18 protein-coding genes and 1 pseudogene are annotated in these 24391 nt (G+C 41.9%); 6 read left to right on the plus strand and 13 right to left on the minus strand.

Going from position 1 to position 24391, the window contains the following annotated elements; translation table 11 throughout:
• Positions 1–12 precede the first annotated feature (12 nt).
• The 8 genes from sucD to sdhC form a co-directional block, all read right to left on the minus strand.
• A complete protein-coding gene (sucD, locus tag ACMAZF_RS13745) occupies positions 13–885 on the minus strand; it encodes a succinate--CoA ligase subunit alpha (RefSeq protein WP_435274356.1) in 873 nt (290 codons plus the stop codon).
• A complete protein-coding gene (gene sucC, locus ACMAZF_RS13750) occupies positions 885–2051 on the minus strand; it encodes an ADP-forming succinate--CoA ligase subunit beta (RefSeq protein ID WP_435274357.1) in 1167 nt (388 codons plus the stop codon). The genes sucD and sucC overlap by 1 nt, the downstream gene beginning before the upstream one ends.
• Positions 2052–2151: 100 nt before the next feature.
• Entirely contained in the window at positions 2152–3351 is a 1200-nt protein-coding gene (odhB, locus tag ACMAZF_RS13755; RefSeq protein WP_435274358.1) for a 2-oxoglutarate dehydrogenase complex dihydrolipoyllysine-residue succinyltransferase, read from the minus strand.
• 18 nt (positions 3352–3369) lie between these two features.
• Entirely contained in the window at positions 3370–6183 is a 2814-nt protein-coding gene (sucA, locus tag ACMAZF_RS13760) for a 2-oxoglutarate dehydrogenase E1 component (protein WP_435274359.1), read from the minus strand.
• Between the two features lie 240 nt (positions 6184–6423).
• Positions 6424–7134 (minus strand): succinate dehydrogenase iron-sulfur subunit, encoded by a 711-nt coding sequence (locus ACMAZF_RS13765; protein ID WP_435274360.1) that lies wholly within the window; start codon positions 7132–7134, stop codon positions 6424–6426.
• A gap of 10 nt (positions 7135–7144) precedes the next feature.
• The gene (sdhA, locus tag ACMAZF_RS13770; protein WP_435274361.1) at positions 7145–8911 is read right to left on the minus strand and encodes a succinate dehydrogenase flavoprotein subunit; all 1767 of its coding nucleotides are present in this window, start codon (positions 8909–8911) and stop codon (positions 7145–7147) included.
• Between the two features lies 1 nt (position 8912).
• A complete protein-coding gene (gene sdhD, locus ACMAZF_RS13775) occupies positions 8913–9257 on the minus strand; it encodes a succinate dehydrogenase, hydrophobic membrane anchor protein (RefSeq protein ID WP_435274362.1) in 345 nt (114 codons plus the stop codon).
• Positions 9251–9625 carry a succinate dehydrogenase cytochrome b556 subunit gene (gene sdhC / locus ACMAZF_RS13780; RefSeq protein ID WP_435274363.1) on the minus strand — a complete coding sequence of 125 codons (375 nt, stop codon included), beginning with the start codon at positions 9623–9625 and terminating at the stop codon, positions 9251–9253. Before sdhC ends, sdhD begins: the two co-directional genes overlap by 7 nt.
• A gap of 516 nt (positions 9626–10141) precedes the next feature.
• On the opposite strand from sdhC, the gene gltA reads away from it, so the two are divergent.
• The 4 genes from gltA to ACMAZF_RS13800 all read left to right on the plus strand — a co-directional run bounded on the left by gltA (position 10142) and on the right by ACMAZF_RS13800 (position 19173).
• On the plus strand, positions 10142–11428 hold the full coding sequence (gene gltA / locus ACMAZF_RS13785; RefSeq protein WP_435274364.1) for a citrate synthase: 1287 nt from the start codon (positions 10142–10144) through the stop codon (positions 11426–11428).
• Between the two features lie 265 nt (positions 11429–11693).
• Positions 11694–12803, plus strand: coding sequence for an efflux RND transporter periplasmic adaptor subunit (locus tag ACMAZF_RS13790; protein WP_435274365.1), 1110 nt, complete (start codon positions 11694–11696; stop codon positions 12801–12803).
• A gap of 9 nt (positions 12804–12812) precedes the next feature.
• On the plus strand, positions 12813–16088 hold the full coding sequence (locus tag ACMAZF_RS13795; protein WP_435274366.1) for an efflux RND transporter permease subunit: 3276 nt from the start codon (positions 12813–12815) through the stop codon (positions 16086–16088).
• Between the two features lies 1 nt (position 16089).
• Positions 16090–19173: an efflux RND transporter permease subunit gene (locus tag ACMAZF_RS13800; protein WP_435274367.1), complete on the plus strand. Its 3084-nt coding sequence runs from the start codon at positions 16090–16092 to the stop codon at positions 19171–19173.
• A 35-nt stretch (positions 19174–19208) separates the two neighbouring features.
• Here the strand turns inward: ACMAZF_RS13800 and ACMAZF_RS13805 are convergent, their stop codons facing one another.
• The 4 genes from ACMAZF_RS13805 to gmhB form a co-directional block, all read right to left on the minus strand.
• A complete protein-coding gene (locus tag ACMAZF_RS13805) occupies positions 19209–19742 on the minus strand; it encodes a M23 family metallopeptidase (RefSeq protein WP_435274368.1) in 534 nt (177 codons plus the stop codon).
• 66 nt (positions 19743–19808) lie between these two features.
• A complete protein-coding gene (gene gloA2, locus ACMAZF_RS13810; RefSeq protein WP_435274369.1) occupies positions 19809–20204 on the minus strand; it encodes an SMU1112c/YaeR family gloxylase I-like metalloprotein in 396 nt (131 codons plus the stop codon).
• A 17-nt stretch (positions 20205–20221) separates the two neighbouring features.
• A complete protein-coding gene (locus ACMAZF_RS13815; RefSeq protein WP_435274370.1) occupies positions 20222–21061 on the minus strand; it encodes a DUF417 family protein in 840 nt (279 codons plus the stop codon).
• Between the two features lie 93 nt (positions 21062–21154).
• Positions 21155–21700, minus strand: coding sequence for a D-glycero-beta-D-manno-heptose 1,7-bisphosphate 7-phosphatase (gmhB, locus tag ACMAZF_RS13820; protein ID WP_435274371.1), 546 nt, complete (start codon positions 21698–21700; stop codon positions 21155–21157).
• Positions 21701–21880: 180 nt separating this feature from the next.
• On the opposite strand from gmhB, the gene ACMAZF_RS13825 reads away from it, so the two are divergent.
• Together ACMAZF_RS13825 and ACMAZF_RS13830 are read left to right on the plus strand one after the other, a co-directional pair.
• Entirely contained in the window at positions 21881–22825 is a 945-nt protein-coding gene (locus ACMAZF_RS13825; protein ID WP_435274372.1) for an ornithine cyclodeaminase family protein, read from the plus strand.
• A gap of 16 nt (positions 22826–22841) precedes the next feature.
• Positions 22842–24158: an aminopeptidase P family protein gene (locus ACMAZF_RS13830; protein ID WP_435274373.1), complete on the plus strand. Its 1317-nt coding sequence runs from the start codon at positions 22842–22844 to the stop codon at positions 24156–24158.
• 22 nt (positions 24159–24180) lie between these two features.
• On the opposite strand, the pseudogene ACMAZF_RS13835 reads toward ACMAZF_RS13830, so the two are convergent.
• Positions 24181–24375 (minus strand): annotated as a pseudogene (locus tag ACMAZF_RS13835) (IS3 family transposase); the annotation flags it as partial.
• Positions 24376–24391 lie beyond the last annotated feature (16 nt).

The raw sequence follows: 24391 nt of genomic DNA on the forward strand, positions 1-24391 counted from the left end.
AAAAACTAGTAATTACCAACCAGTCTTTTCTTTAAGTGCAGAACCGATTTGGGCAAGTGAACGTACAGTTTTAACACCAGCAGCTTCTAGAGCAGCAAATTTCTCATCAGCAGTACCTTTACCACCAGCGATGATTGCGCCAGCGTGACCCATACGCTTACCTTCTGGTGCAGTAACACCAGCAATGTAAGATACTACAGGCTTAGATACGTTTGCTTTGATGTATTCAGCAGCTTCTTCTTCAGCAGTACCGCCGATCTCACCGATCATAACGATAGCTTCAGTTTGCTCATCTTTCTCGAACATTTCTAGAACGTCGATGAAGTTAGTACCTGGGATTGGGTCACCACCGATACCAACACAAGTAGACTGACCAAAACCAGCATCTGTAGTTTGCTTAACAGCTTCGTAAGTTAATGTACCTGAACGAGATACGATACCTACTTTACCTGGTAAGTGGATGTGACCTGGCATGATACCAATCTTAGTTTCGCCTGGCGTGATAACACCTGGACAGTTAGGACCGATCATGCGAACGCCAGTTTGCTCAAGCTTAACTTTAACGTCAACCATGTCTAAAGTTGGGATACCTTCAGTGATAGTAACGATTAGTTCGATGCCAGCATCGATAGCTTCTAAGATAGCGTCTTTACAGAATGGAGCTGGTACGTAGATAACAGTAGCCGTTGCGCCAGTAGCTTCTACTGCTTCACGAACTGTGTTAAATACTGGAAGACCAAGATGCGTTTGACCGCCTTTACCTGGGCTTACGCCACCTACCATTTGTGTACCGTACTCAAGAGCTTGCTCAGAGTGGAAAGTACCTTGACCACCAGTGAAACCTTGACAGATTACTTTAGTATCTTTGTTAATTAATACAGACATTATTTGCCCTCCGCAGCTGCAACAACTTTCTCTGCTGCATCAGTTAATGACTCAGCTGCAATTACTGCAACGTCTGAATTTTTAAGAACTTCACGACCCGCTTCTGCGTTAGTACCTTCTAAACGTACAACTACAGGTACTTTAACGCCAACTTCTTTAACTGCACCGATGATGCCTTCAGCAATCATGTCACAACGTACGATACCGCCGAAGATGTTTACTAGAACAGCTTTAACGTTGTCGTCAGATAGGATGATTTTGAATGCTTCAGATACACGTTCTTTAGTCGCGCCGCCGCCAACATCTAGAAAGTTAGCAGGCTTGCCGCCATGTAGGTTTACGATATCCATCGTACCCATTGCTAGGCCAGCACCGTTAACCATACAGCCAACGTTTCCGTCTAGTGCAACGTAGTTAAGTTCCCACTGTGCTGCATGTGCTTCACGCTCATCTTCTTGAGATGGATCGTGCATTTCACGGATTTTTGGTTGACGGTAAAGTGCATTACCATCGATGCCGATTTTGCCATCTAGACAGTGAAGGTTACCTTCGTCTGTGATTACTAGAGGGTTGATTTCTAGTAGTGCGAAATCGAAATCGTTGAACATTTTACCAAGACCCATGAAGATCTTAACAAATTGCTTCATTTGTACTGGGTTTAGACCCAATTTGAAGCCAAGTTCACGACCTTGGTATGCTTGTGGGCCAACTAGTGGATCGATTTCGGCTTTGTGAATTAACTCTGGAGTTTCTTCAGCAACAGTTTCGATTTCAACACCACCTTCAGTAGATGCCATGAATACTACTTTACGTGTACCACGGTCTACAACAGCGCCAAGGTATAATTCGTTAGCGATATCAGTACAGCTTTCTACTAAGATTTTAGCAACTGGCTGACCGTTTTCATCTGTTTGATAAGTAACTAAGTTTTTGCCTAACCAATGTTGTGCAAAGTCTTTGATTTCTTCTTTAGATTTTACTAGCTTAACACCGCCAGCTTTACCACGGCCACCGGCATGTACTTGAGTTTTAACAACCCACATGTCTCCGCCAATTTTGTCAGCAGCTTCAGCAGCTTCTTGAGGGGTGTCACATGCGAACCCTTCAGATACTGGTAAACCATATTCTGCGAATAATTGTTTCGCTTGATACTCATGCAAATTCATGATGATTTTCCGTCACGTTAGTTAAAAAAAGTTGCCAGCCTTTTGCTGGCAACCCTCATAGTGTTTTACAACACCAATTTAAAAAATTTTCTACTCTTGATTAAACATCAAGTAGTAAACGAGTTGGATCTTCTAGTAGCTCTTTAATAGTTACTAGGAAACCAACACTACCTTTACCATCAACGATACGGTGATCGTAAGACAGAGCAAGGTACATCATTGGTAAAATTTCTACTTTACCGTCAACCGCCATTGGACGATCTTGGATTTTGTGCATTCCCAAGATAGCGCTTTGTGGCAAGTTAATGATTGGCGTAGAAATTAATGAACCGAATACACCGCCGTTTGTTACGGTGAAGTTACCACCAGTCATTTCGTCAACCGTTAGTTTACCGTCACGACCTTTGATGGCTAATTCGCGAATTTTCTTCTCGATGTCGCTCATGCTCATTTGGTCAGTGTCGCGTAATACTGGAGTTACTAGGCCACGTGGCGTAGAAACAGCAATACTTACGTCGAAGAAGTTATGGTAAACCAAGTCATCACCGTCAATAGACGCGTTGATTTCAGGGAAACGTTTTAAGGCTTCTGTTACTGCTTTCACGTAGAAAGACATGAAACCTAAACGACAACCATGACGCTCTTCAAATACATCTTTGTATTGCTTGCGAAGATCCATGATTGGCTTCATGTTGATTTCGTTAAACGTTGTCAACATTGCGGTGTCGTTAGTCGCTTGTAATAAGCGCTTAGCGATAGTTTTACGTAAGCGTGTCATAGGAACACGTTTTTGGTCACGTGCGCCAATCGCTGGTGCTGGTGCAGCCGCTGCTGGAGCTGCCGCTGGAGCCGCTGCGCCACCTTTGATGTGCTTCTCAACGTCTTCTTTGGTTAAACGACCACCAACACCAGTGCCTTTGATGCTGTCGCTGTTTAAGTTGTGCTCAGACAGTAGACGACGTACAGATGGGCTCAATGCATCAGAAGATTCGTCAGTTGATTCTGCCGCTGCTGTTGGTGCAGGAGCTGCGTCATCCTTTTTCACTTCTTCGCCAGCGGCTGCGCCTTCTTTAATGATTGCAATTACTTGCTCACCAAGAACCGTTGCACCTTCGTCTTCACGAATTTCAACAACAACACCATCAACCGGTGATGGTACTTCTAAAACAACTTTATCTGTTTCAATGTCAACTAGGTTGTCATCACGTGAAACACTATCGCCCACGCTTACATGCCAAGTCGCTACAGCAGCATCTGCTACTGATTCTGGTAATACAGGAACTTTAATTTCGACAGTCATCGACTTTTCCCTTAATAATTATTTAATAATAAGCGCAGCATCAATTAAATCTTGCTGTTGCTGTTTATGCATTGCTGGATAACCACACGCTGGGGCAGCTGACGCAGCACGACCTGCATAAGTCAGATTTGCACCTTTTGGAATTGCAGACCAGAAATGATGCTGGCTACAGTACCATGCGCCTTGGTTTTGCGGCTCTTCTTGACACCAAACAAAATCAGTAACGTGGCTATATTGTTCCAATAGTTTCTCAACTTCATCGTGTGGGAACGGGTAAAGTTGTTCAACACGAATAATAGCGATGTTATCAAGCTTGTCTTCACGACGTTTTTGCAATAGTTCGTAGTAAACTTTACCACTACAAAATACAACGCGCTGAACTTTGCTTGCATCGATTTCGTCGATTTCGCCAATCACGTTTTGGAACGTTCCATGTGCAAGTTCTTCAAGTGAAGAAACACATAATGGATGACGTAATAGTGACTTAGGCGTCATTACCACTAATGGACGACGCATTGGGCGAACCACTTGGCGACGAAGCATATGATAAATTTGCGCTGGCGTTGAAGGTACAACAACTTGCATATTATGGTCGGCACAAAGCTGTAAGAAACGCTCTAAACGTGCAGATGAATGCTCAGGGCCTTGGCCTTCATAGCCGTGTGGTAAGAGCATTGTTAGACCACATAAACGGCCCCATTTTTGCTCACCCGACGAAATGAATTGATCAAATACTACTTGGGCACAGTTAGCGAAATCGCCAAATTGTGCTTCCCAGATATTTAAACCAGCAGGCTCTGCTGTTGTATAACCATATTCGAATGCAACCACTGAGTTTTCTGATAATACCGAATCAAATAGACGGAATTTACCTTGGTCTTCAGAGATGTTCTTTAGTGGAACGTAGGTTGATGCATCATTTTGGTTATGCAATACAGCATGACGATGGAAGAATGTGCCACGACCACTATCTTGACCGATAATACGAACGTTCGCTTTATCGTTTACGATAGACGCGTAAGCAAGGTTTTCTGCAAAACCCCAATCAACTGGCTTGTCGCCATTAGCCATAGTGACACGATCGTTGTAAATTTTAGCAACGCGTGACTGTAACTTATGATCTTCTGGGTATTCACACATTTTGTGTGCCAATACTTTAATCGTATCTAACGGTAAAGTATTGTCGTAAGGAATATCCCAATCGTGACCTACATAAGGAGACCAATCGGTCGAATGCAATGTCATTGGACGCCATTCGTCAACCACACAATCTCCGTGATCTAAACGGTCACGATAATCGTTAATCATGCTCGAGATATCACCTTGCTCTACTAAGCTTTGACCTAATAGTTTGTCGGCATAAATCTTACGTGGGGTTGGATGACGTTTGATTTTTTGATACATCAATGGCTGAGTTGCGTTTGGCTCATCGGCTTCGTTGTGACCGTGACGACGGTAACATACTAAGTCGATAACCACATCGCGACCAAACTTATTACGGTAATCAACCGCAATACGAGAAACAAAAGCAACCGCTTCTGGATCGTCGCCATTAACGTGGAAAATTGGTGCCTGAACCATTTTCGCAATATCCGTACAATACATCGTAGAACGTGTATCTTCTGGATTGTTTGTTGTGAAACCAACTTGGTTATTTACAACGATGCGAATGGTACCGCCTACTTTAAATGCACGCGCTTGCGACATATTAAAGGTTTCTTGTACAACACCTTGACCAGCAATCGCGCTATCACCGTGAATGGTAATTGGCATTACTAAGCTGCCATCTTTACACTCAAGACGATCTTGACGAGCACGTACACTACCAATAACTACTGGGTTTACGATTTCTAAGTGAGATGGGTTAAAGGCCATGGCCACGTGAAGCGCGCCATGTGGTGTTTCGAAATCAGATGAGAAACCTTGGTGATATTTAACGTCACCCGAGCCATTCATTTCGTCGTGGTTACCAGCAAATTCATCAAATAATTCTGATGGTTTTTTACCAAGTAGATTAACCAGTACGTTTAGACGACCACGGTGAGCCATGCCAAGTACGATTTCTTTCGCGCCATGTTCACCGGCTTTATAAAGCACTTCGCGAAGCATAGGAATAAGTGCGCCACCGCCCTCTAATGAGAAACGTTTTGCACCAGGGAATTTAGCACCAACGTATTTTTCAATACCTTCGGCACAGGTTAACCCTGAAAGTAAGCGTAGTTTTTCTTCTTTTGAATAATCTGGCGTACTTTGCACTGACTCAAGCTGTTGTTGAATCCAACGTTTTTCTTCTGTGTCGGTAATGTGCATGTATTCTGCACCTACGCTACCACAGTACGTTTGTTCTAACGCTTTGTGCAAGTCTTTGAGTTTCATAGAATCTTTGCTTACCGCAAATGATCCCACGTTAAACTCAGTGTCCATATCATCTTTATCCAGATTGTGAAATGCTGGATTAAGCTCTGCCACTTTGTCACGTTCCCATAATCCTAATGGATCAAGGTTTGCGTGCTGATGACCGCGAAAGCGGTAGGCGTTGATCATTTGCAGTACTTTTACTTGCTTAGAAGCAGTCTGCGGATCGATTTCGCTTGCACCACCACCACGGATCTCTTTGGCAGCGCGACGGAAATAATCGCGGATTTGAGTATGATTTACTTCTTCAACGCCATCAGTTTCACTGCGTGGTAACTGTTCGAACACAGCACGCCACTCATCAGAAACTAATGTTGCATCTTCAAGAAATGCTTCATACAAGTCTTCTATATAGCCCGCATTAGCACCAGCTAGGTGTGACGATTCAAGCCACTCCTTCATTATGCCTTCATGCATTTTTTGCCCTTTTTAGTTTCACCAATCAATTAAAAATAGATTGGTCTAAGCCAAACGCTACAATAAACTTAAAAACAACCGCTAGATGATAAATAACACTCAATCGAGAATACTTATTATTTAACGAAAACTTAATCAAAAGTTTTAAATGTTTCTAACGCAAAAATAGCCATATCCTCCATTGAGCATACGGCTATTTAATTCTTATTCTTTTATTAACCTAAGGTCAATATCCATTCATTATACCGCGCGGTTTAACAACATAGATTTAATATGACCAATGGCTTTTGTTGGGTTTAATCCTTTTGGACAAACACTAACGCAGTTCATGATACCGTGACAACGGAATACACTAAATGCATCATCCAACTCGCCCAAACGCTCATCAGTAGCCGTATCACGGCTATCAATGATGAAACGGTAAGCGTGTAATAAACCAGCAGGACCGATGAACTTATCAGGGTTCCACCAGAATGACGGACAAGATGTTGAACAACAAGCACATAAAATACACTCGTATAAGCCATCTAGCTTGTCACGTTCTTCAATAGTTTGCAGATGTTCACGTGCTGGTTGCACTTTACCATCGTTAATTAGATATGGTTTGATCTTCTCGTATTGAGTGTAGAACTGGCTCATATCAATAATTAAGTCACGTACAACCGGTAAACCAGGTAATGGACGTAAAACAACTTTACTGCCTTTAAGGGCTGATAATGGCGTAATACATGCGAGGCCATTTTTACCATTCATGTTTACACCGTCACTACCACAAACACCTTCGCGACATGAACGACGGAATGATAACGTTGGATCTTGTTCTTTCAACAAGATAAGCGCATCAAGAACCATCATGTCAGAGCCTTCTTCTATCTCTAACGTGTAATCTTTCATGTACGGTTTCGCATCAACATCTGGATTGTAGCGATAAATTGAGAATACTTTTTTCATCACTCTCTCCTTAGTATGTACGAGCTTTAGGTGGGAAGGCTTCACGCGTCTTAGGTGTGAAGTTAACATCACGCTTGGTCATTTCACCAGTGTTTGCATTGTAAACACTGTGACATAGCCAGTTGTCATCATCACGCTCAGGGAAATCTTCACGAGAGTGAGCACCGCGAGATTCTTCACGGAAGTTTGCAGCAACAGCAGTTGCGTAAGCAGTTTCCATTAAGTTATCTAGCTCTAAACATTCAATACGTTGTGTATTGAATTCTGCTGAATTGTCAGACAGTTTTGCGTTTTGTAAACGCTCACGAATCTTCTTAAGTTCAGCCAAACCTTCAGCCATTGCTTTACCTTCACGGAATACTGAGAAGTTAAGCTGCATACAAAGTTGCATGTCTTTCTTAATTTGTACTGGGTCTTCACCGTCTTTGTTATTTTCCCAACGGTTAAGACGAGCAAGTGCGTCATCAATTTGTGCTTGAGAAGCATCTTTATGATTTAAGTCACCTGTTAGGTATTCACCAAGGAACTTACCAGCACTACGACCAAATACTACTAAATCTAGTAATGAGTTACCGCCTAAACGGTTAGCACCATGTACTGATACACAAGCGATTTCACCAACAGCGAATAGACCTTCAACGATCACATCATCACCAGCATCATTACGTGTTAACGCTTGACCGTGAATGTTCGCCATTACCCCACCCATCATGTAGTGACATGTTGGTAGTACAGGAATTGGTGCATCAACAGGATCAACGTGAGCAAAGGTACGTGATAAATCACAAACACCTGGTAAACGAGACTCAAGTGTCTCTTTACCTAAATGATCAAGTTTTAATAAACAATGTGGACCTAATGGGCCATCCAAACCACGACCTTCACGAATTTCGTTCATCATAGAACGCGCAACAACGTCACGTGATGCTAAATCTTTAGCATTTGGTGCGTAACGCTCCATGAAACGTTCGCCATCTTTATTTAGAAGGTAACCACCTTCACCACGACAACCTTCGGTTACTAGTACACCAGAACCTGCAATACCTGTCGGGTGGAACTGCCACATTTCCATGTCTTGCATAGAACAGCCAGCACGGATTGCCATACCAACACCGTCACCAGTGTTAATGTGAGCATTGGTCGTTGATGCGTAAATACGACCAGCACCACCAGTTGCTAGAACAGTTGCACGAGATTTAAAGTAAACTACTTCACCCGTTTCAATGTTCATCGCAGTACAACCAACAACAGTACCGTCGTCGTTTTTAACTAAATCTAGGGCATACCATTCGCTAAATACGTTAGTTTTGTTTTTAACGTTTTGTTGATAAAGCAAATGTAATAATGCATGACCAGTTCGGTCAGCAGCAGCCGCTGTACGTGCCGCTTGCTCGCCACCGAATTCTTTCGATTGACCACCAAATGGACGTTGATAAATTTTACCTTCTTCGGTACGTGAGAATGGTAAACCCATGTTCTCAAGTTCGATGATTGCTTCTGGACCCGCTTCACACATATATTCGATAGCATCTTGATCACCGATAAAGTCTGAGCCTTTAACCGTGTCATACATATGCCAATGCCAGTTATCTGGATGGCTGTTACCTAGTGCAACGGTGATACCACCTTGCGCAGATACAGTGTGCGAACGTGTTGGGAACACTTTTGAAATAAGTGCACACGTTTTGCCTTCTTGTGAAATTTGCAGTGCAGCACGCATGCCCGCACCACCAGCGCCGATTACAACGGCGTCAAATTCTAATACTGGAATACTCACTTTAGACTCTCCATAAAATAACAATACCAGCAACCACGTAGCTAAATGCTGCCGCGTTAATTGCTAGTTGAAGAACAAAACGAAGACCAACAGGTTTTACGTAATCTGTTAGGACTTGCCACATTCCAATCCAGGCGTGAGCCAATAGCGAAAGCAAAGTGATGATCGTGAAAATTTGCATTCCTAGGTTTGAAAACAATGATTTCCATGAAAGATAGTTCACGTCATTTGTCAGGAAGAAACCTAAAAGGAAAAGTGCGTACAGTGCTAAATTAATGCCTGCCACACGAATGATAATAAAATCATGAACGCCACTGCGCCCTAGTGTTGCGGCATTATTTACCATACCCAAACCCCTGCTAATACTGATAAAATTAGTGTGATAACCATTGAGATACGTGCCGTGGTGTTTGCAGAGTCTAACTCTTCACCGTAACCCATATCCATGATGATATGACGAACACCTACAACTAGATGATAGGCTAGCGCGGTTAATATGCCCCAGAAGACAAACTTCGCCAAAAAGCTACTCATAATATCCTGAACGTTTGCAAAGCCTAATGGGCTTGATAACGATTCGGCAAAAAACCACATCAAGATACCAGTTGCAACGAACATAATAACGCCACTGATACGGTGTAGAATTGATGCCAATCCAGGTAATGGTAAGCTAATGGTCTGTAAGTCGAGGTTTACAGGTCTTTGCTTTTTCACGATTGTGCTCACTTAAGCTAAATTGGAGGCCCATTTATTTTTATAAAAGAGAAAGCCTCTCGGGCTCCGACAAGAAATGGCTTCAGTAATTAACACCCATTAATTACCTATCTTTCCCTTTGTTTGGTACTTACGAATTGTGTCAAAACTCCACAACCCGTTAAATCCGAAGAAAGTATACTGGGACTGTTACATAAATACAATTAATGTAATGCCATAAATCGCGTCTTTCGCGGTCAAATAAAGATTATTAAATTTAATCATTTGATAAGATTTATTCGTTAACTTGACATACTCTCGAGTTAACTTGACTATTATTCGCACACAAAATGCAAAAAATACACAGAATTAGCACAAAAAAGCAACACAACCGTTTTTAAACATTCATTTAAATTGACAAGTTATGCAATTATTAGGTTAAATACAGGCCATTTATTTATGTAACCTGAATATTTATTGGTCAATACAACAACCAATTTAATGAATAGACAGAAAAATTACACAGGAGCAAATCGTATGACAGAGCGTCACGCTACCCTATCGATCGACGGAAATGATCTTATTGAACTTCCAATCTCATCTGGTACCGCAGGTCACGATGTAATCGACATCAGCAAGCTTGGCAGCACCGGAAATTTCACTTTTGACCCGGGTTTCATGGCAACGGCTTCTTGTGAGTCTGAAATTACATACATTGATGGTGCAAAGGGTATTCTTTTACACCGCGGTTACCCAATCGACCAACTAGCAAACAATGCTGATTACTTAGAAGTATGTTACATCCTTCTTCATGGTGACAAACCATCTCAAGCTGAATACGACGAGTTTGTTGCATTGATTAAGAACCATACTATGGTTCACGACCAGTTGTTCCAGTTCTTTAAAGGCTTCCGTCGTGATGCTCACCCAATGGCAATTCTTTGTGGTGTTGTTGGTGCTTTATCATCGTTCTATCATGATTCACTAGACGTTAATAACCCGCGTCACCGTGATTTATCAGCTATTCGCTTGATCTCAAAAATGCCAACACTGGCTGCAATGAGCTATAAGTATAGCGTTGGTCAGCCATTTGTTTACCCTAAGAATGACCTTTCTTACTCAGAAAACTTCTTAAACATGATGTTCTCTGTTCCTGCTGAAGATTACAAAATTAGCCCAACGATTGCTCGTGCAATGGATCGTATCTTCACATTACATGCTGATCATGAACAAAATGCTTCAACGTCAACTGTACGTTTAGCGGGTTCATCAGGCGCTAACCCATTCGCATGTATTGCGGCTGGTATCGCTTCATTATGGGGCCCAGCACATGGCGGCGCAAATGAAGCGTGTTTAACAATGCTTGAAGAAATCGGCAGTGTTGATCGCATCGAAGAGTACGTTGCTAAAGCGAAAGATAAGTCTGATCCATTCCGCCTAATGGGCTTTGGTCACCGCGTTTACAAAAACCACGATCCACGTGCAACAGTAATGCGTGAAACATGTCATGAAGTTCTTTCAGAACTAAAAATTGACGATCCACTATTAGACGTAGCAATGGAACTTGAGCGCATCGCGCTTGAAGACCCATACTTCATCGAGAAAAAACTTTACCCTAACGTAGATTTCTACTCAGGTATCGTGATGCGCGCAATGGGCATTCCAGTATCAATGTTTACTGTTATCTTCGCCCTGTCTCGCACAGTTGGTTGGATTTCGCACTGGAAAGAAATGCTGGGTCAACCAGGTCACAAGATCGGTCGTCCTCGTCAGTTATACACTGGTGCAGCAGCACGTGACTTTGAATCAAATGCTAAAAAATAAAACTTAGTAAAATAAGTTAATGAAAGCCCGTTTGTAATATTACAAACGGGCTTTTTTATTACCTGCTCTTATGCGTTTAATAGACCTAGCGACTTCACACTTTTTTAATCAATCTCGCCACCAGCAATAGTAATATTCACTAACTCAATTATAAAATATCGTACAACACATAACTAACTATCTGTTTTGTTTAGATTAATATAACTTGGCATAAGCTATGCTCTTTCGGATTATATTTTATTATTGATAACAAGAGCATCGGATCATGCAAACTACTACAAAAACATCAATTATCGCCGCCCTTCTTCTTTCTAGCCTACTTTCGGGATGTGGCGATTCAAATGCCAAAGATGACGAGAAAGACGATAAGGAATTTGCCATTCCGGTTGTTACAACTCACATAAAACAGCAGCCAATTTCTTCAACTTACCATTCAACTGCCACCCTAGAATCTCGCGATGACGCACAAGTTATTAGCCGCGTGACAGGTATTGTCGAACAACTGAATGTTGAAGAAGGTGATTATGTTAAGAAGGGTCAATTGCTCGCAAAGATCGATTCTCGTCGTTATCAATTAGCATTGAATAAAGCACAAGCTGAACTAGCGAGCATCAATCAAGAACTCAGCCGTTTAAAGAAACTTCAAGCTAAAAACTTAGTCAGTCGCGATCAAGTTGATAAGTTATCGTTTTCTTACCAATCGGCAAAAGCCGCCTATGATTTAGCAGCGTTAGATTTAGAAGATAGCTTAATAAAAGCACCTATTTCAGGCTACATCTCTAACAAAATGGTCAAGCAAGGCCACTTTAGTCAGTCATATCAGCAGTTACTTCACATCGTCAATCAGCAAGATCTACAAGCTATTCTCTATGTTCCAGAAGCGCAACTTGCCAATGTTAAACTCGATCAATTAGCGACTTTGGCATTTTCAGCGCTACCAGATCAGTCATTCAATGCTCACGTTCGTTCAATTTCACCAGTGATTGATAGCAAAAGCGGTACGTTTAAAGTCATTTTGGCACTTACTAATAGCGAATCGCTCTTAAAACCAGGTATGTTTGCACAAATCGCAGTAGTATTTGATACACATAAAGATTCATTAACGGTGCCATCTGACGCGATAATTCATCGAGATGGTCAGCAATACGTGTTCGTTATCAAAGACAATAAAGCTCATGAAGTGCTAGTAACCACTGGCTACAACCAAGAAGAAATTACTGAGGTGACAGGTGACATTGACTCACACACTCAAATCGTTATCAAAGGTCATCGTAATCTTAAAAATGATGCGCTCATTGAAGTGATTAACCAGCCTAAAACAACTGACGATCCAATGTCAGAATCAGTGACAGAAACTATCGCTAAAGTATCTTAGGAATTCGTCATGAAAATTATTGATACTGCAATAAATCGTCCTGTGACGGTGTGGATGGCGACGTTTGCCATCATCCTATTCGGTCTCGTTGGGTTATCGCGTCTAGCGGTGAACCTGTTACCAGAACTAAGCTACCCAACGTTAACGGTACGTACAACTTACACTGGTGCAGCACCGTCAGAAATAGAACAGCTTATAAGTAAACCCATTGAAGAAGCCGTTGGTGTTGTAAAAGGTTTACGTAAAATCAGCTCGATCTCTAAACCTGGCCAATCTGATGTTTTACTTGAGTTTGAATGGGATGTCGCCATGGACATCACTAGTCTTGAAGTGCGCGAAAAACTTGACCTAATCTCATTGCCTCTTGATGTTGAAAAGCCACTTATTTTAAAGTTTAATCCGAGCCTCGACCCTATTGTTCGATTGGCATTGCAACCGAAAGACACCGTTTCAACGGATACGAATGCAGGCATCCATACTTTAACTGCGATGAGAACCTACGGTGAATATGATGTAAAGCGCCAAATAGAGTCGATTGCTGGCGTCGCTTCAGTCAAATTAGGTGGTGGTTTAGAACAAGAATATCAAGTGGTGATCGACCAGTATAAATTGGCGCAGTTAAATCTAAGTAGCGAACAAGTAAGCCAACTTATTCGTCGTGAGAATATTAATATCTCAGCCGGTAAACTCATCGAAGGCAATACTCAATACCTCGTTCGAACACTCAATCAATTTAGTGACATTAAACAGATTGGTGATTTGGTGGTATATCAACAAAACGATCAAATCATCTACCTAAAAGACATTGCAAATATTAAAGATGCCTACAAAGAACGTACTGACGTTACGCGAATTAATGCAAGAGAAGCGGTTGAGTTAGCAATTTACAAAGAAGGTGATGCTAATACCGTTGAAGTTGCCACTCGAATTAAACGTCAATTAGATAGACAAAAGGACAAAGGCGACAGTCGTTATGAACTAACACTGGTTTACGATCAATCAACCTTTATCAGTAATGCGATTAGCGAAGTAAAATCAGCAGCGATTATTGGTGGCTTGTTGGCCATGTTGGTGCTGTATCTTTTCTTACGCTCAATTGTTCCAACGCTCATTATTTCGCTTTCAATTCCTGTGTCAGTCATTGCCACGTTTAATCTAATGTATGGCAATGAGATAACACTTAATATTATGTCGCTTGGCGGTATTGCATTGGCCACAGGTTTATTGGTCGATAACGCTATCGTTGTACTAGAAAATATCGCCCGTTATAAAGAGCAGGGGCTATCAAATCGTGATGCTGCAGTTAAAGGTACGAAAGAAGTAAGCGGCGCTATAGTCGCATCAACCTTAACTACGCTCGCAGTTTTCGTGCCACTGATTTTCGTTGAAGGTGTTGCCGGTCAATTGTTTCACGATCAAGCGATGACAGTGACCTTTGCCCTACTCGCGTCATTGCTTGTTGCACTAACGTTGATTCCAATGTTGGCATCACGTGAAAAATCGTCAAATGACGATGATTCAACAGGTTATCAGCGTGTGCTATTTTCTGAGCGTGGTCTTGGCGGAAAAATTCTATATGTTCTAGTTTCACCGCTTTATGCCGTATTTATATTACTGCCAATGCTCATCACTCGCATTGTTTTAGTTATTTTCCATGGTCTGAGCAAAGCATTCGGATTTATATTTAACCCAATTACAGGGCTGTTTAATAAGGTCTTTGATTTACTAGCTAGCGGCTTTAAAAAGCTACTATCAGGTGCACTAGCACATCCTTTTAAAACACTTGTAGTCACCCTAGGTCTTGCTTGTACCAGTGTTGTTATTGCCCCGCGTGTTGGTTTTGAATTACTTCCTTCGTTATCCCAAGGAGAGTTTTATTTGGAGCTCGAACTGGCGCCAGGCACGCCACTTGTTAAAACAGACGAAGCAATTAACCGCATCTCTGATGCATTAAAAGACGACGAGCGCGTAAAAAGCACTTATTCACTGTCAGGCCGCGGTAGTTTAATGACAAGTAGTGCTAGTAAAGGTGGCGAGCATCAAGCGAGATTGCAAATTATTGTAAATAATAAAATTCATGAGCAAGCTATCATGGATAAGACTCGTGAAATCGCTCGACAAATTGTCGGAGCCAGTAACGAAATTAATCGCCCTGCATTATTTACCTTGAGCAAACCAATGAGTATTGAGTTGGCAAGCTATGATCTTGAATCACTTGATCGCTACAGCAAAGAGCTAGCGATACTTATGAATCAATCAGCGGTATTTGATGATGTTGTCAACAGTATGCGACGTGGTCAGCCTGAATTAGCGATTGAATTTGATCATAAACGCATTGCAAGCCTCGGATTAAATAGCGCAGATATTTCACAACTTATCGCCGTAAAAGTTGGCGGTAACGTGGCGAGCCAATTCACTATGTTTGATCGTAAAATTGATATTCTGGTGCGCAGTGACTTAGCAGACAGAAACTCAATCAACGATTTGCGCGCAATGATTGTTAACCCTAATAGTCAACAGCCAATTTCGTTAGATAGCGTGGCGACAATTAGAGAAACGGTAGGTCCAGCGCAAATTAACCGTATCAACCAACAACGTGTGGCCGTTATTAGCGCCAATATTGCAACTGGCGATCAACAAAGCGCAATTGAAGCCGCAAATACTCTGATTGAACAACTAAACTTACCGCTAAACATTACTAGTAATTTTGGTGGTCAAAGTGAAGAAATGGAACAGTCATTCAATTCAATGATGATGGCGCTAGCACTTGCTGTGTTCTTAGTTTACCTAGTCATGGCTTCTCAGTTTGAGTCACTACTTCATCCATTACTTATTTTATTTAGTGTGCCGCTAGCAGGTGTTGGCTCACTCCTTGGCTTATACATCACAGGTACTAACTTAAGCGTTATCGTGTTCCTCGGTTTAATGATGCTAAGTGGTATTGTGGTTAATAATGCCATTGTCCTTGTGGATCGCATCAATCAATTACGCCTCGAAGGCATGGAAAAAGTTGAAGCCATTAAAATTGCTGCTCAGTCACGTTTACGGCCAATAGTTATGACAACGTTAACCACCATTTTAGGCTTATTGCCAATGTGTATTGGCCTCGGCGAAGGCAGTGAATTACGGGCTCCAATGGCGATTACCGTTATTAGTGGTTTGATCTTCTCTACCTTGTTAACACTGATTGTCATTCCAGTGCTTTATCGCTTGTTTGATAGTAAGAAGTTTGTCAAAGCAACGGAAAGTGCACAGCTCGATAACTCATCGGCGACGGAGGCATAACATGAGCAAGGATGATTCAAACAATACAGGATTAACGGCGCTTGCTTTAAAGCGCCCAGTTACGACCTTTATGATTGCACTAACAATGCTTTTACTGGGCATTGCTGCATCACGAATGTTACCACTGGAGAAATTCCCTGGTATTGATGTGCCGCAAATCATGATCAATGCCCCTTACCCTGGTTCGAGCCCAGCAGAGGTTGAGCGCTTAGTAACCCGACCACTTGAAGAAGCTCTCGCAACGATGGGCGGCATTGTTCGCATGAATTCAAATTCAAGCGAAAATGGCAGTAATATCTTCGTTGAAGTAGCCTGGGATAAAAGTATCACCAGTAAAGGCATTGAAGCTCGGGAAAAAATTGATGCGGTTAAACACCTATTACCCGATGACTTAGAACGTATCTTTGTCTATCAATTCTCAACCACAGATATGCCAATTCTTACGATGCGTTTATCGAGTGAACGAGAGCTGCGTAATAGCTATGATTTACTTAATAATTTTCTTAAGAAGCCACTTGAGCGTTTATCTGGCGTGTCCAAAGTTGATTTATACGGTGTCGATCCACGTCAAATCATCATTCGTTTATCAAGCGATCGCATGGCGAGTCACAACATTGATGTAAACCAATTAACCGCATTATTAAACAAGCAAAACTTTTCGATTAATGCGGGCGCGATCAAAAGTGATAATCAAACCATGCGTGTGTCACCACAAGGTGAATACACTAACTTAAATGACATTCGTAACTTGCGGGTTAATGAGCATATTTATTTAGGCGACATTGCCACCATTAATTATGAGCGGAAAGATCCCGAAGAAGGCCGTCACCTCAACCAAAGTTATGCCATTGGCTTAGATGTTTTTCGTGAATCAAGTGCCAACCTTGTTGATGTATCTGCCCGTGTTGTTGAAACCATTAACGAAGTCTCTGCCAGTGAAAAATTTGAAGGTATTGATATTTTCTTAATGGAAGATCAAGCAAAAGGAGTAACAGACTCACTGTCTGATTTACTTCAAGCTGGCGGTATTGGTGCACTATTGTCATTTGCCGTACTTTACTTATTTATTAGAAATACACCGATTACTTTATTAGTTGTGGCCTCAGTGCCTTTCTCAATTTGTTTAACGTTAGCCTGTATGCATTTGTTAGGTTACTCCCTCAATGTATTGTCGTTAATGGGGTTATTACTGGCCGTTGGTATGTTGGTTGACAACTCAGTGGTGATTACCGAGTCCATCGCAGCACAATACAAAAAATCCCCAGAGAAGAGTGTCCACTACAATATAAAAACGGGCGTATCAAAAGTAAGCTTAGCGGTTATCACAGGCACATTGACCACCATGATAGTGTTCTTACCGAATATTATCGGTGAAAAAGTACAGCTAACGGTTTTCCTTGAACACGTCGCCATCGCCATTTGTATTTCATTGGCCGCATCATTATTAGTAGCCAAAACATTATTGCCACTACTTCTGTCTAAAGTATCCTTAGAAAAACTGCTACCTAAAAAACGAAAAAATAGCGCTGATAAACCGGGCAATCGTATTTATAAGAAAAGTTTAAGTTGGTTGTTACAACGCCCTAAACTCACCGGATTCTTCGCCATCATGATCTTGGCAAGTACAGCATTACCGTTTAGCGTGATTACCTCTGACAATAACAATAGCGATGACACGACGCGCATCAGGTTGCACTATCATCTGAATGGTCAATACCCGCTGCAAGAAGTTGAAGCATTGGTTAATAAGATGGAAACATTCTTATATGCCAACCAAGATAAGTTTGATATCGAGTCGGTGTATACCTACTACAATCCTGAATATGCCAGTTCAACCCTGTTGCTTAAAGAAGATGCAACGCTTGGTATTGAAGAGATAAAAAAACGTATTCGAGAAAGCATGCCTAAGTTCGCCATCGCTAAACCTGAGTTTAGCTGGCGCAGCGCAGCAGCTGGCGGCACATCAATGTCGCTTACAGGCCCGTCAACTGACAAATTAGTAGAGCTTAGTAATCAGATTATTCCGATATTACAACAAATCGAAGGGTTGTCTGATGTTCGAAGTGAAATGTCACAACAGCAACAAGAGATGGTGCTTACTGTTGATAGACAAAAAGCCAGTCGTTATGGCTTAAGCTCTCAACAAGTTGCCTCATTAGTGTCGAGTGCGCTTCGCGGGAGAAACTTACGAAGCTTCCGTCATGATCCCCAAGGTGAAGTGCGTATAGAAATGTTGTTTGATAAGCAAATTAAATACTCTCTTGCCAAGTTAAAGCAGATTCCCATCACCCAATTTGATGGGCGTATGATCACCTTAGAAAATTTGGTGACGTTCACCGTGAAACCACAACTGAGCAATATCAATCGTCAAAATCGTCAGACATCGCTGAGTATCGGCGCCAATCTTGATGGCATCACCACTGAGCAAGCTGGAGAACGATTAAAAGAAGCGATGGAACATGTGAATATGCCAGCTGGTTATCAATGGAAACTCGGTCAAGGATTTGAACGCCAACAACAAGAACAAAATATTATGATGGTCAACATGTTGCTGGCTGTTGCAATGATTTACATCGTGATGGCGGCATTATTTGAATCATTGTTACTGCCAGCAGCTATCATCAGTTCTATTATTTACTCTATTACAGGCGTGTTTTGGTTCTTCATGATCACAGGAACCAGCATGGGTGTGATGGGCATGATAGGAATTTTGATTTTAATGGGTATTGTCGTTAATAACGGTATTGTGCTCATTGACCAAATTAATCAAATGACACCCAAGCGTGAAGAGCTAGAACAAGTTATTTGCGACATGTGTGTCACGCGACTGCGCCCAGTGCTAATGACGGTATTAACCACCATTCTTGGCATGATCCCGCTAGCAATTGGCAGCGCTCAAATTGGTGGTGATGGCCCATCATATGGTCCTCTAGCCATTGCGATAATCGGTGGTTTAAGTTTCTCTACTGTTATGAGTCTTTATCTTGTGCCGTGGCTGTATCTGGTACTAACTAAAACAGCTCAAAACAGTAGCGTTGGAATGCGCAACGCTAATAAATTCGTCAAACGCTTTATTCCAAACTAACCGCTTAGCAATAGACAGAAATATAAAGCGCCGACTTAAAAATCGGCGCTTTTTAGTTTTTGATGTGGATTGAGATAAAAGGCTTTTTTAAAGCCCTGCTCTTCAAAGTCAATTAGCCATAAATAAGGCACCAGTGTCATTATTGAATAATGAACATGTGGTTGTTTACCTAATGCATTGCCACTATCACCTAGGGTAGCAATGTTATCGCCCTGCGTTACCCAGCTGCCAACACTGATATCTCTCGTTTGCAAATGCGCTATATAATGTATTCGCCACTTGGGGCCTAATATAGCAATGGCGTGGCCACCACGTCTTAGCTCACCAGAGAAAATAACAAAGCCAGATATTGGCGAAATCACTTGCTGATGACGCTTACCAAAGATATCAATGCCCTTATGAACACCAGATGCGCCCCATGGCGAATACCAAAACGTTTGATGGTTCCAATCGTTACTTGTTGCGCCTTTAACAGGGATAATTAAGTTTTCAGGTAGGCATAGTCCACTAATTACCGTGACTGATACACACATCAATGCGATAAGTTTTTTACTGATGAAAGTTGCCATAATAATGCTCCATCGATTATTTGAAGCATTATTTATCGCTGCTAGTGAACACTAGATTAAGCGCGATTAAGTTTGGTATAGCTCCAATGGCAAACCATCAGGATCACTGAAAAAAGTAAATTGTTTTCCAGTTAATTCATCGACGCGAATTGGCTCGACAACAACGCCCAGTCCCTGTAAATATTCAACCACCAAATCGATATCATCAACGGAAAATGCAAGATGTCTAAGCCCTTGAGCTTCTGGATAGCTCGGACGTGGCGGCGCATCAGGAAACGAAAATAGCTCAATTTGACTGCCATCAGGTAGGGCTAAATCTAACTTGTAAGAGTCGCGCTGCTCACGATATGTTTCAGCAATAATAGTAAGTCCCAGTACATCACAATAAAAAGCCTTCGAAACTTTATAGTCACTGCAAATTACTGCAACATGATGAATGCTTTTTAAAAATGATGTACTCATAAATATCCTAGTTTTAATTACGCAATCTTTGCCTTTCTCGTTACTGCTAAAAATTGCGCGATAACTAATAGATTAGCGATATACCACAAATCTTTAACAACAAACTGACCAAGGCCATTAATAACGGTGCTTGCGTCAAAACCGCCTGACGATATTAAAAACGTCTGTGTCATGCCAAATACTGCGCCACAGGCAACGCCTGCAACCCACATCAGTTTTTTGTTACCAAGTACCATGCCTAAAGCTAGCAATAATGCAAAAGCAATATCGTAACTACCGATAGCGTTTGATGCACCTTGCAAGGAAAATACGTCATATAACCAAGACATCAACGGCGAATTGACAACTAAACGTTCAATAGCGTTTGCTTCATATTCAAAAAACTTAACGCCGCCAATCCAAAATAGCACCATCGCCATGGTCGCGTAATTAAACCAAGCTTGTTGACGCTCACTTAACGCATGTGGCTTAAACAAATACACGGCAAGTGGAATAATCGCAAAATACTTGATAATGCCTTGACCTGAGCCTATAACCGGAAATCCACCATGAGCAGCAACCCAACGGGTTTCACTCAATAGCGTCAACAAAGGCACAGCAGCAATAACTAACATGCCGATGAACGCGAAATTACTAGCCTTTTTATGGGGTACGAATAACGCAATGGCGACAGCAACAAACAAAGTGCCCGTTAACTGACCAAGTAATGCAGGTTCAATCATTTGAGTGAGTGAATAAAAGCTAAATGTTGCTTTTATCGCCCCAGCGTTTTGTCCTAGAAAGAACGAAAGGCCGAGGAGCAAAAAGCTCAATCCTAATAGGGACTTTACAGCGAGTTGGAAATGTTTGTCTGTCATGGGCAATTACCAATAATAAAATTTGAGTAAAAGACCCACCAATGACAATAAAATATTCAAAATTTAGAAACTAATTTTGAAGGAGAATTAATCTTAAATTAAATCAATTACATCGACTAAGCTGTCAACAACATGATCAGCACTTTCAGTCGCTTCTTCTGTCACTTCTTTACCTGTACGAACCAAAATATTAGTCGCAACACCGGCATTTTTACCTGCCTGCAAATCAGATAACTTATCACCGACTAAAAACGACTGAGATAAATCAATGTTTAGGTGCTCCTTAGCACTTAAAATCATACCAGGCTGAGGCTTACGACAATCACAATCTTGTTTTAACTCACCAATGCCTTTTTCTGGATGATGCGGACAAAAATAAATACCGTCAATATCAACGCCTTTATCAGCCAATGACCAATCCATCCACTCAGTTAACGTCATAAACTCATCTTCTGAGAAATAGCCACGAGCAATACCTGACTGATTGGTAATGACTACAATTTGATAGCCTTTTTCTTTAATGGCTTTACACGCATCAATCACACCGTCAATGAAAACAAAGTCATCGCTGTGGCTTACATAGCCAGTATCTACATTAATTACGCCATCACGATCTAAAAATACGGCTTTGTTTGACATTAACTTTATTCTCTACATTAAATTTAGTGGCGCTAGTCTATCATAACGACGTCGTCTAAAAAGTGCTAAAACAGGTTAATCAGCCTATTTGCTGCGATTCTTAATCAACAATAAAAAACTACTTAAGTTTCGTCGTACGCATGATATATTGTATACAAACATTAGTTTAACGAGTCATTCATGAAACATTTAAACGCTAAACAAGTACAAGATGCCCTAACCTTTCCATCACTCATTGGCGCGCTCAAAGACGCATTCTGTAGTGATATCACAGTACCACTGCGTCATCACCACGATATGGATAATCCAAATGCGTCACGAGAAACTACATTACTGTTGATGCCAGCATGGCAAGCAGGCGACAAAGCCGGTGTAAAAATGGTTACAGTAGCACCAGATAATGCACAAATTGATCTGCCATCAATACAAGGCATTTATCTACTCATGGATTTGCATACAGGCACGCCAGAGATCATGATGGACGCGCCAACATTAACCACAAACCGGACAGCAGCAGCGTCAGCCCTTGCAGCAAGCTTCTTGGCCCGTAAAAATGCCAATCATTTATTTGTTGTTGGTACGGGTGCCCTATCGCCACAGCTTATTCGTGCTCATCATGCCGTATCGCCCATTACTCACGTTACGGTCTGGGGACGCAGCAAGGGTAAAGCGCAAGCCGTTCTCGAGCAAGTGAGCGACTTAAGCCTAATCGTTGATATTACCGATTCAATAGAGCAAGGAGTTAAAAATGCTGACATCATTAGTGTTGCAACCTTAAGTCAAACACCGCTTATTAAAGGTGAATGGCTAAGTAATGGACAACATGTAGACTTAGTGGGCGCTTACCGACCTGATATGCGCGAAGCCGATGATAACGTCGTTAAGCGCTGTGATATCTTTGTTGATTCGCGTCCCGGTGCAACTAAAGAAACTGGCGATATAAAAATCCCACTTGATAATGGTGTCATAACGCTAGACGATCTCAATGCCGATCTCTTCGAGCTAAGCCAAGGCCAGCATCCAGGACGAACTAACAATGACCAAATAACCTTGTTCAAATCCGTTGGTCACGCGCTTGAAGATCTAGCCGCTGCAAAACTCGTCGCTAACTTTTACGATCAATAACATATTAGGACTGAATATGACGCCTTATTCACTGCGTAGATTGCAACTTGCAACGCAATTAGACAGCGACAGTGTTGCGATTATTATCGGTAACACAGAACAAATTCGCAACCTCAACATCAGCTATCCGTTTCGCCAAGATAACGACTTCTATTATCTCACGGGCTTTAACGAACCTTATTGCGTGTGCGTCATTCGTCCCGGTCATGACACACCCTATATCATGTTCGCCAGAGACAGCGACAGTCATCAAGAAGTCCAATTTGGCTCGCGGGCAGGACTTAACGGTTTAGAGACAAATCATGGTGTGAATCGCGCAATTGATATTAATGAATTTAAAGAAAAAATTGTAGGTCTATTTGAAAAGCGTCACAAGCTGTTTATTAGCGACAATCATGGTCAATATCATGACCAACTCGGTTTATGGTTAACTGCGCGACAACCAGAACACGCCTTTGACAGCGTTAAAGTCTATCGTGAAATTCATCAACTGTCACCACTGATTGCCCAAATGCGCGTCATAAAAGACGAACATGAATTAAACCTCATTAAACAAGCTGCTCATGCGTCAGTTCAAGGGCATATAGCTGTCATGCAAGCCAGCGCACCTGATGTTAACGAGCGCGTGTTAAGCGCAACCTTCAACCGCACCATTAGTGATTATGGCTGCGACAGCGTTGGCTATGGCAATATTGTCGCGAGTGGCAATAACGGTATTTGCCTCCACTACGAAGACAACAACCAACCCTGTAAAGCTGGTGACATGGTACTCACCGATTTAGGCGGCGAATACCAACACTATACCGCCGATATTTCCCGCACCTTTCCCGTCAATGGAAAATTCACCGATGCCCAGGCCGCACTCTATCAGGTTGTCTTGGACGCACTAGATGCATCAATAGCCCTCGTTAAACCCGGCGCTAAATGGAATACGCTGTTTGAAGCAAATCAACGCGTGCTCGCACAAGGGCTTTTAGATTTGGGCATACTAAAAGGCGATATTGAAGAAATCCTCGCCAGCGAAGCGCAGCGAGAATTCACGGTTCATAAGACTGGCCACTGGATGGGACTCCATGTCCATGATGTTGGATCTTACCAAGCGCCCAACTCTAATGAATGGACAACGCTCGAGCCCAACATGGTATTCACCATCGAACCGGGCATTTACATCCCTGCCAATTGCGACAAAGTCGACGCCAAATGGCGCGGCATAGCGATACGTATTGAAGATGATATTTTAGTGACTGAGGATGGCTATATTAATCTCACTAAACAAGCCCCAAGAACAATTGCAGAGATTGAAACGTGTATGTCGAGTGATAAGTTGATCTGATCCAGCCAGAATGGACACTTTGTTAAGCGACATTTAATTCTTCATACTTCTCAGGGCTTAAGTAGCCAAGAGAACTATGCCTTCTCTTCTTGTTATAATCAACTTCAATATATTCAAATATGTTTTGACGCATGGTTTCTCTATCCATGATCGGTTCATATTGAACAGCTTCAACTTTCATTGAATGGAAAAAACTTTCAACGCAAGCGTTATCCCAACGTCATAAAAAAACG

The organism is Psychrobium sp. nBUS_13 (assembly GCF_051201665.1).
Lineage (GTDB): Bacteria > Pseudomonadota > Gammaproteobacteria > Enterobacterales > Psychrobiaceae > Psychrobium.

Bases quoted from the DNA above. Each gene is read 5' to 3' on its own strand.
- ACMAZF_RS13805 (WP_435274368.1), bottom strand. From the start codon at position 19,742: ATGGCAACTTTCATCAGTAAAAAACTTATCGCATTGATGTGTGTATCA.
- odhB (WP_435274358.1), bottom strand. From the start codon at position 3,351: ATGACTGTCGAAATTAAAGTTCCTGTATTACCAGAATCAGTAGCAGAT.
- sucD (WP_435274356.1), bottom strand. From the start codon at position 885: ATGTCTGTATTAATTAACAAAGATACTAAAGTAATCTGTCAAGGTTTC.
- ACMAZF_RS13815 (WP_435274370.1), bottom strand. From the start codon at position 21,061: ATGACAGACAAACATTTCCAACTCGCTGTAAAGTCCCTATTAGGATTG.
- ACMAZF_RS13800 (WP_435274367.1), top strand. From the start codon at position 16,090: ATGAGCAAGGATGATTCAAACAATACAGGATTAACGGCGCTTGCTTTA.
- sdhD (WP_435274362.1), bottom strand. From the start codon at position 9,257: ATGGTAAATAATGCCGCAACACTAGGGCGCAGTGGCGTTCATGATTTT.
- ACMAZF_RS13830 (WP_435274373.1), top strand. From the start codon at position 22,842: ATGACGCCTTATTCACTGCGTAGATTGCAACTTGCAACGCAATTAGAC.
- ACMAZF_RS13765 (WP_435274360.1), bottom strand. From the start codon at position 7,134: ATGAAAAAAGTATTCTCAATTTATCGCTACAATCCAGATGTTGATGCG.
- gltA (WP_435274364.1), top strand. From the start codon at position 10,142: ATGACAGAGCGTCACGCTACCCTATCGATCGACGGAAATGATCTTATT.
- ACMAZF_RS13790 (WP_435274365.1), top strand. From the start codon at position 11,694: ATGCAAACTACTACAAAAACATCAATTATCGCCGCCCTTCTTCTTTCT.
- ACMAZF_RS13795 (WP_435274366.1), top strand. From the start codon at position 12,813: ATGAAAATTATTGATACTGCAATAAATCGTCCTGTGACGGTGTGGATG.
- sucA (WP_435274359.1), bottom strand. From the start codon at position 6,183: ATGCATGAAGGCATAATGAAGGAGTGGCTTGAATCGTCACACCTAGCT.
- ACMAZF_RS13825 (WP_435274372.1), top strand. From the start codon at position 21,881: ATGAAACATTTAAACGCTAAACAAGTACAAGATGCCCTAACCTTTCCA.
- gmhB (WP_435274371.1), bottom strand. From the start codon at position 21,700: ATGTCAAACAAAGCCGTATTTTTAGATCGTGATGGCGTAATTAATGTA.
- gloA2 (WP_435274369.1), bottom strand. From the start codon at position 20,204: ATGAGTACATCATTTTTAAAAAGCATTCATCATGTTGCAGTAATTTGC.
- sucC (WP_435274357.1), bottom strand. From the start codon at position 2,051: ATGAATTTGCATGAGTATCAAGCGAAACAATTATTCGCAGAATATGGT.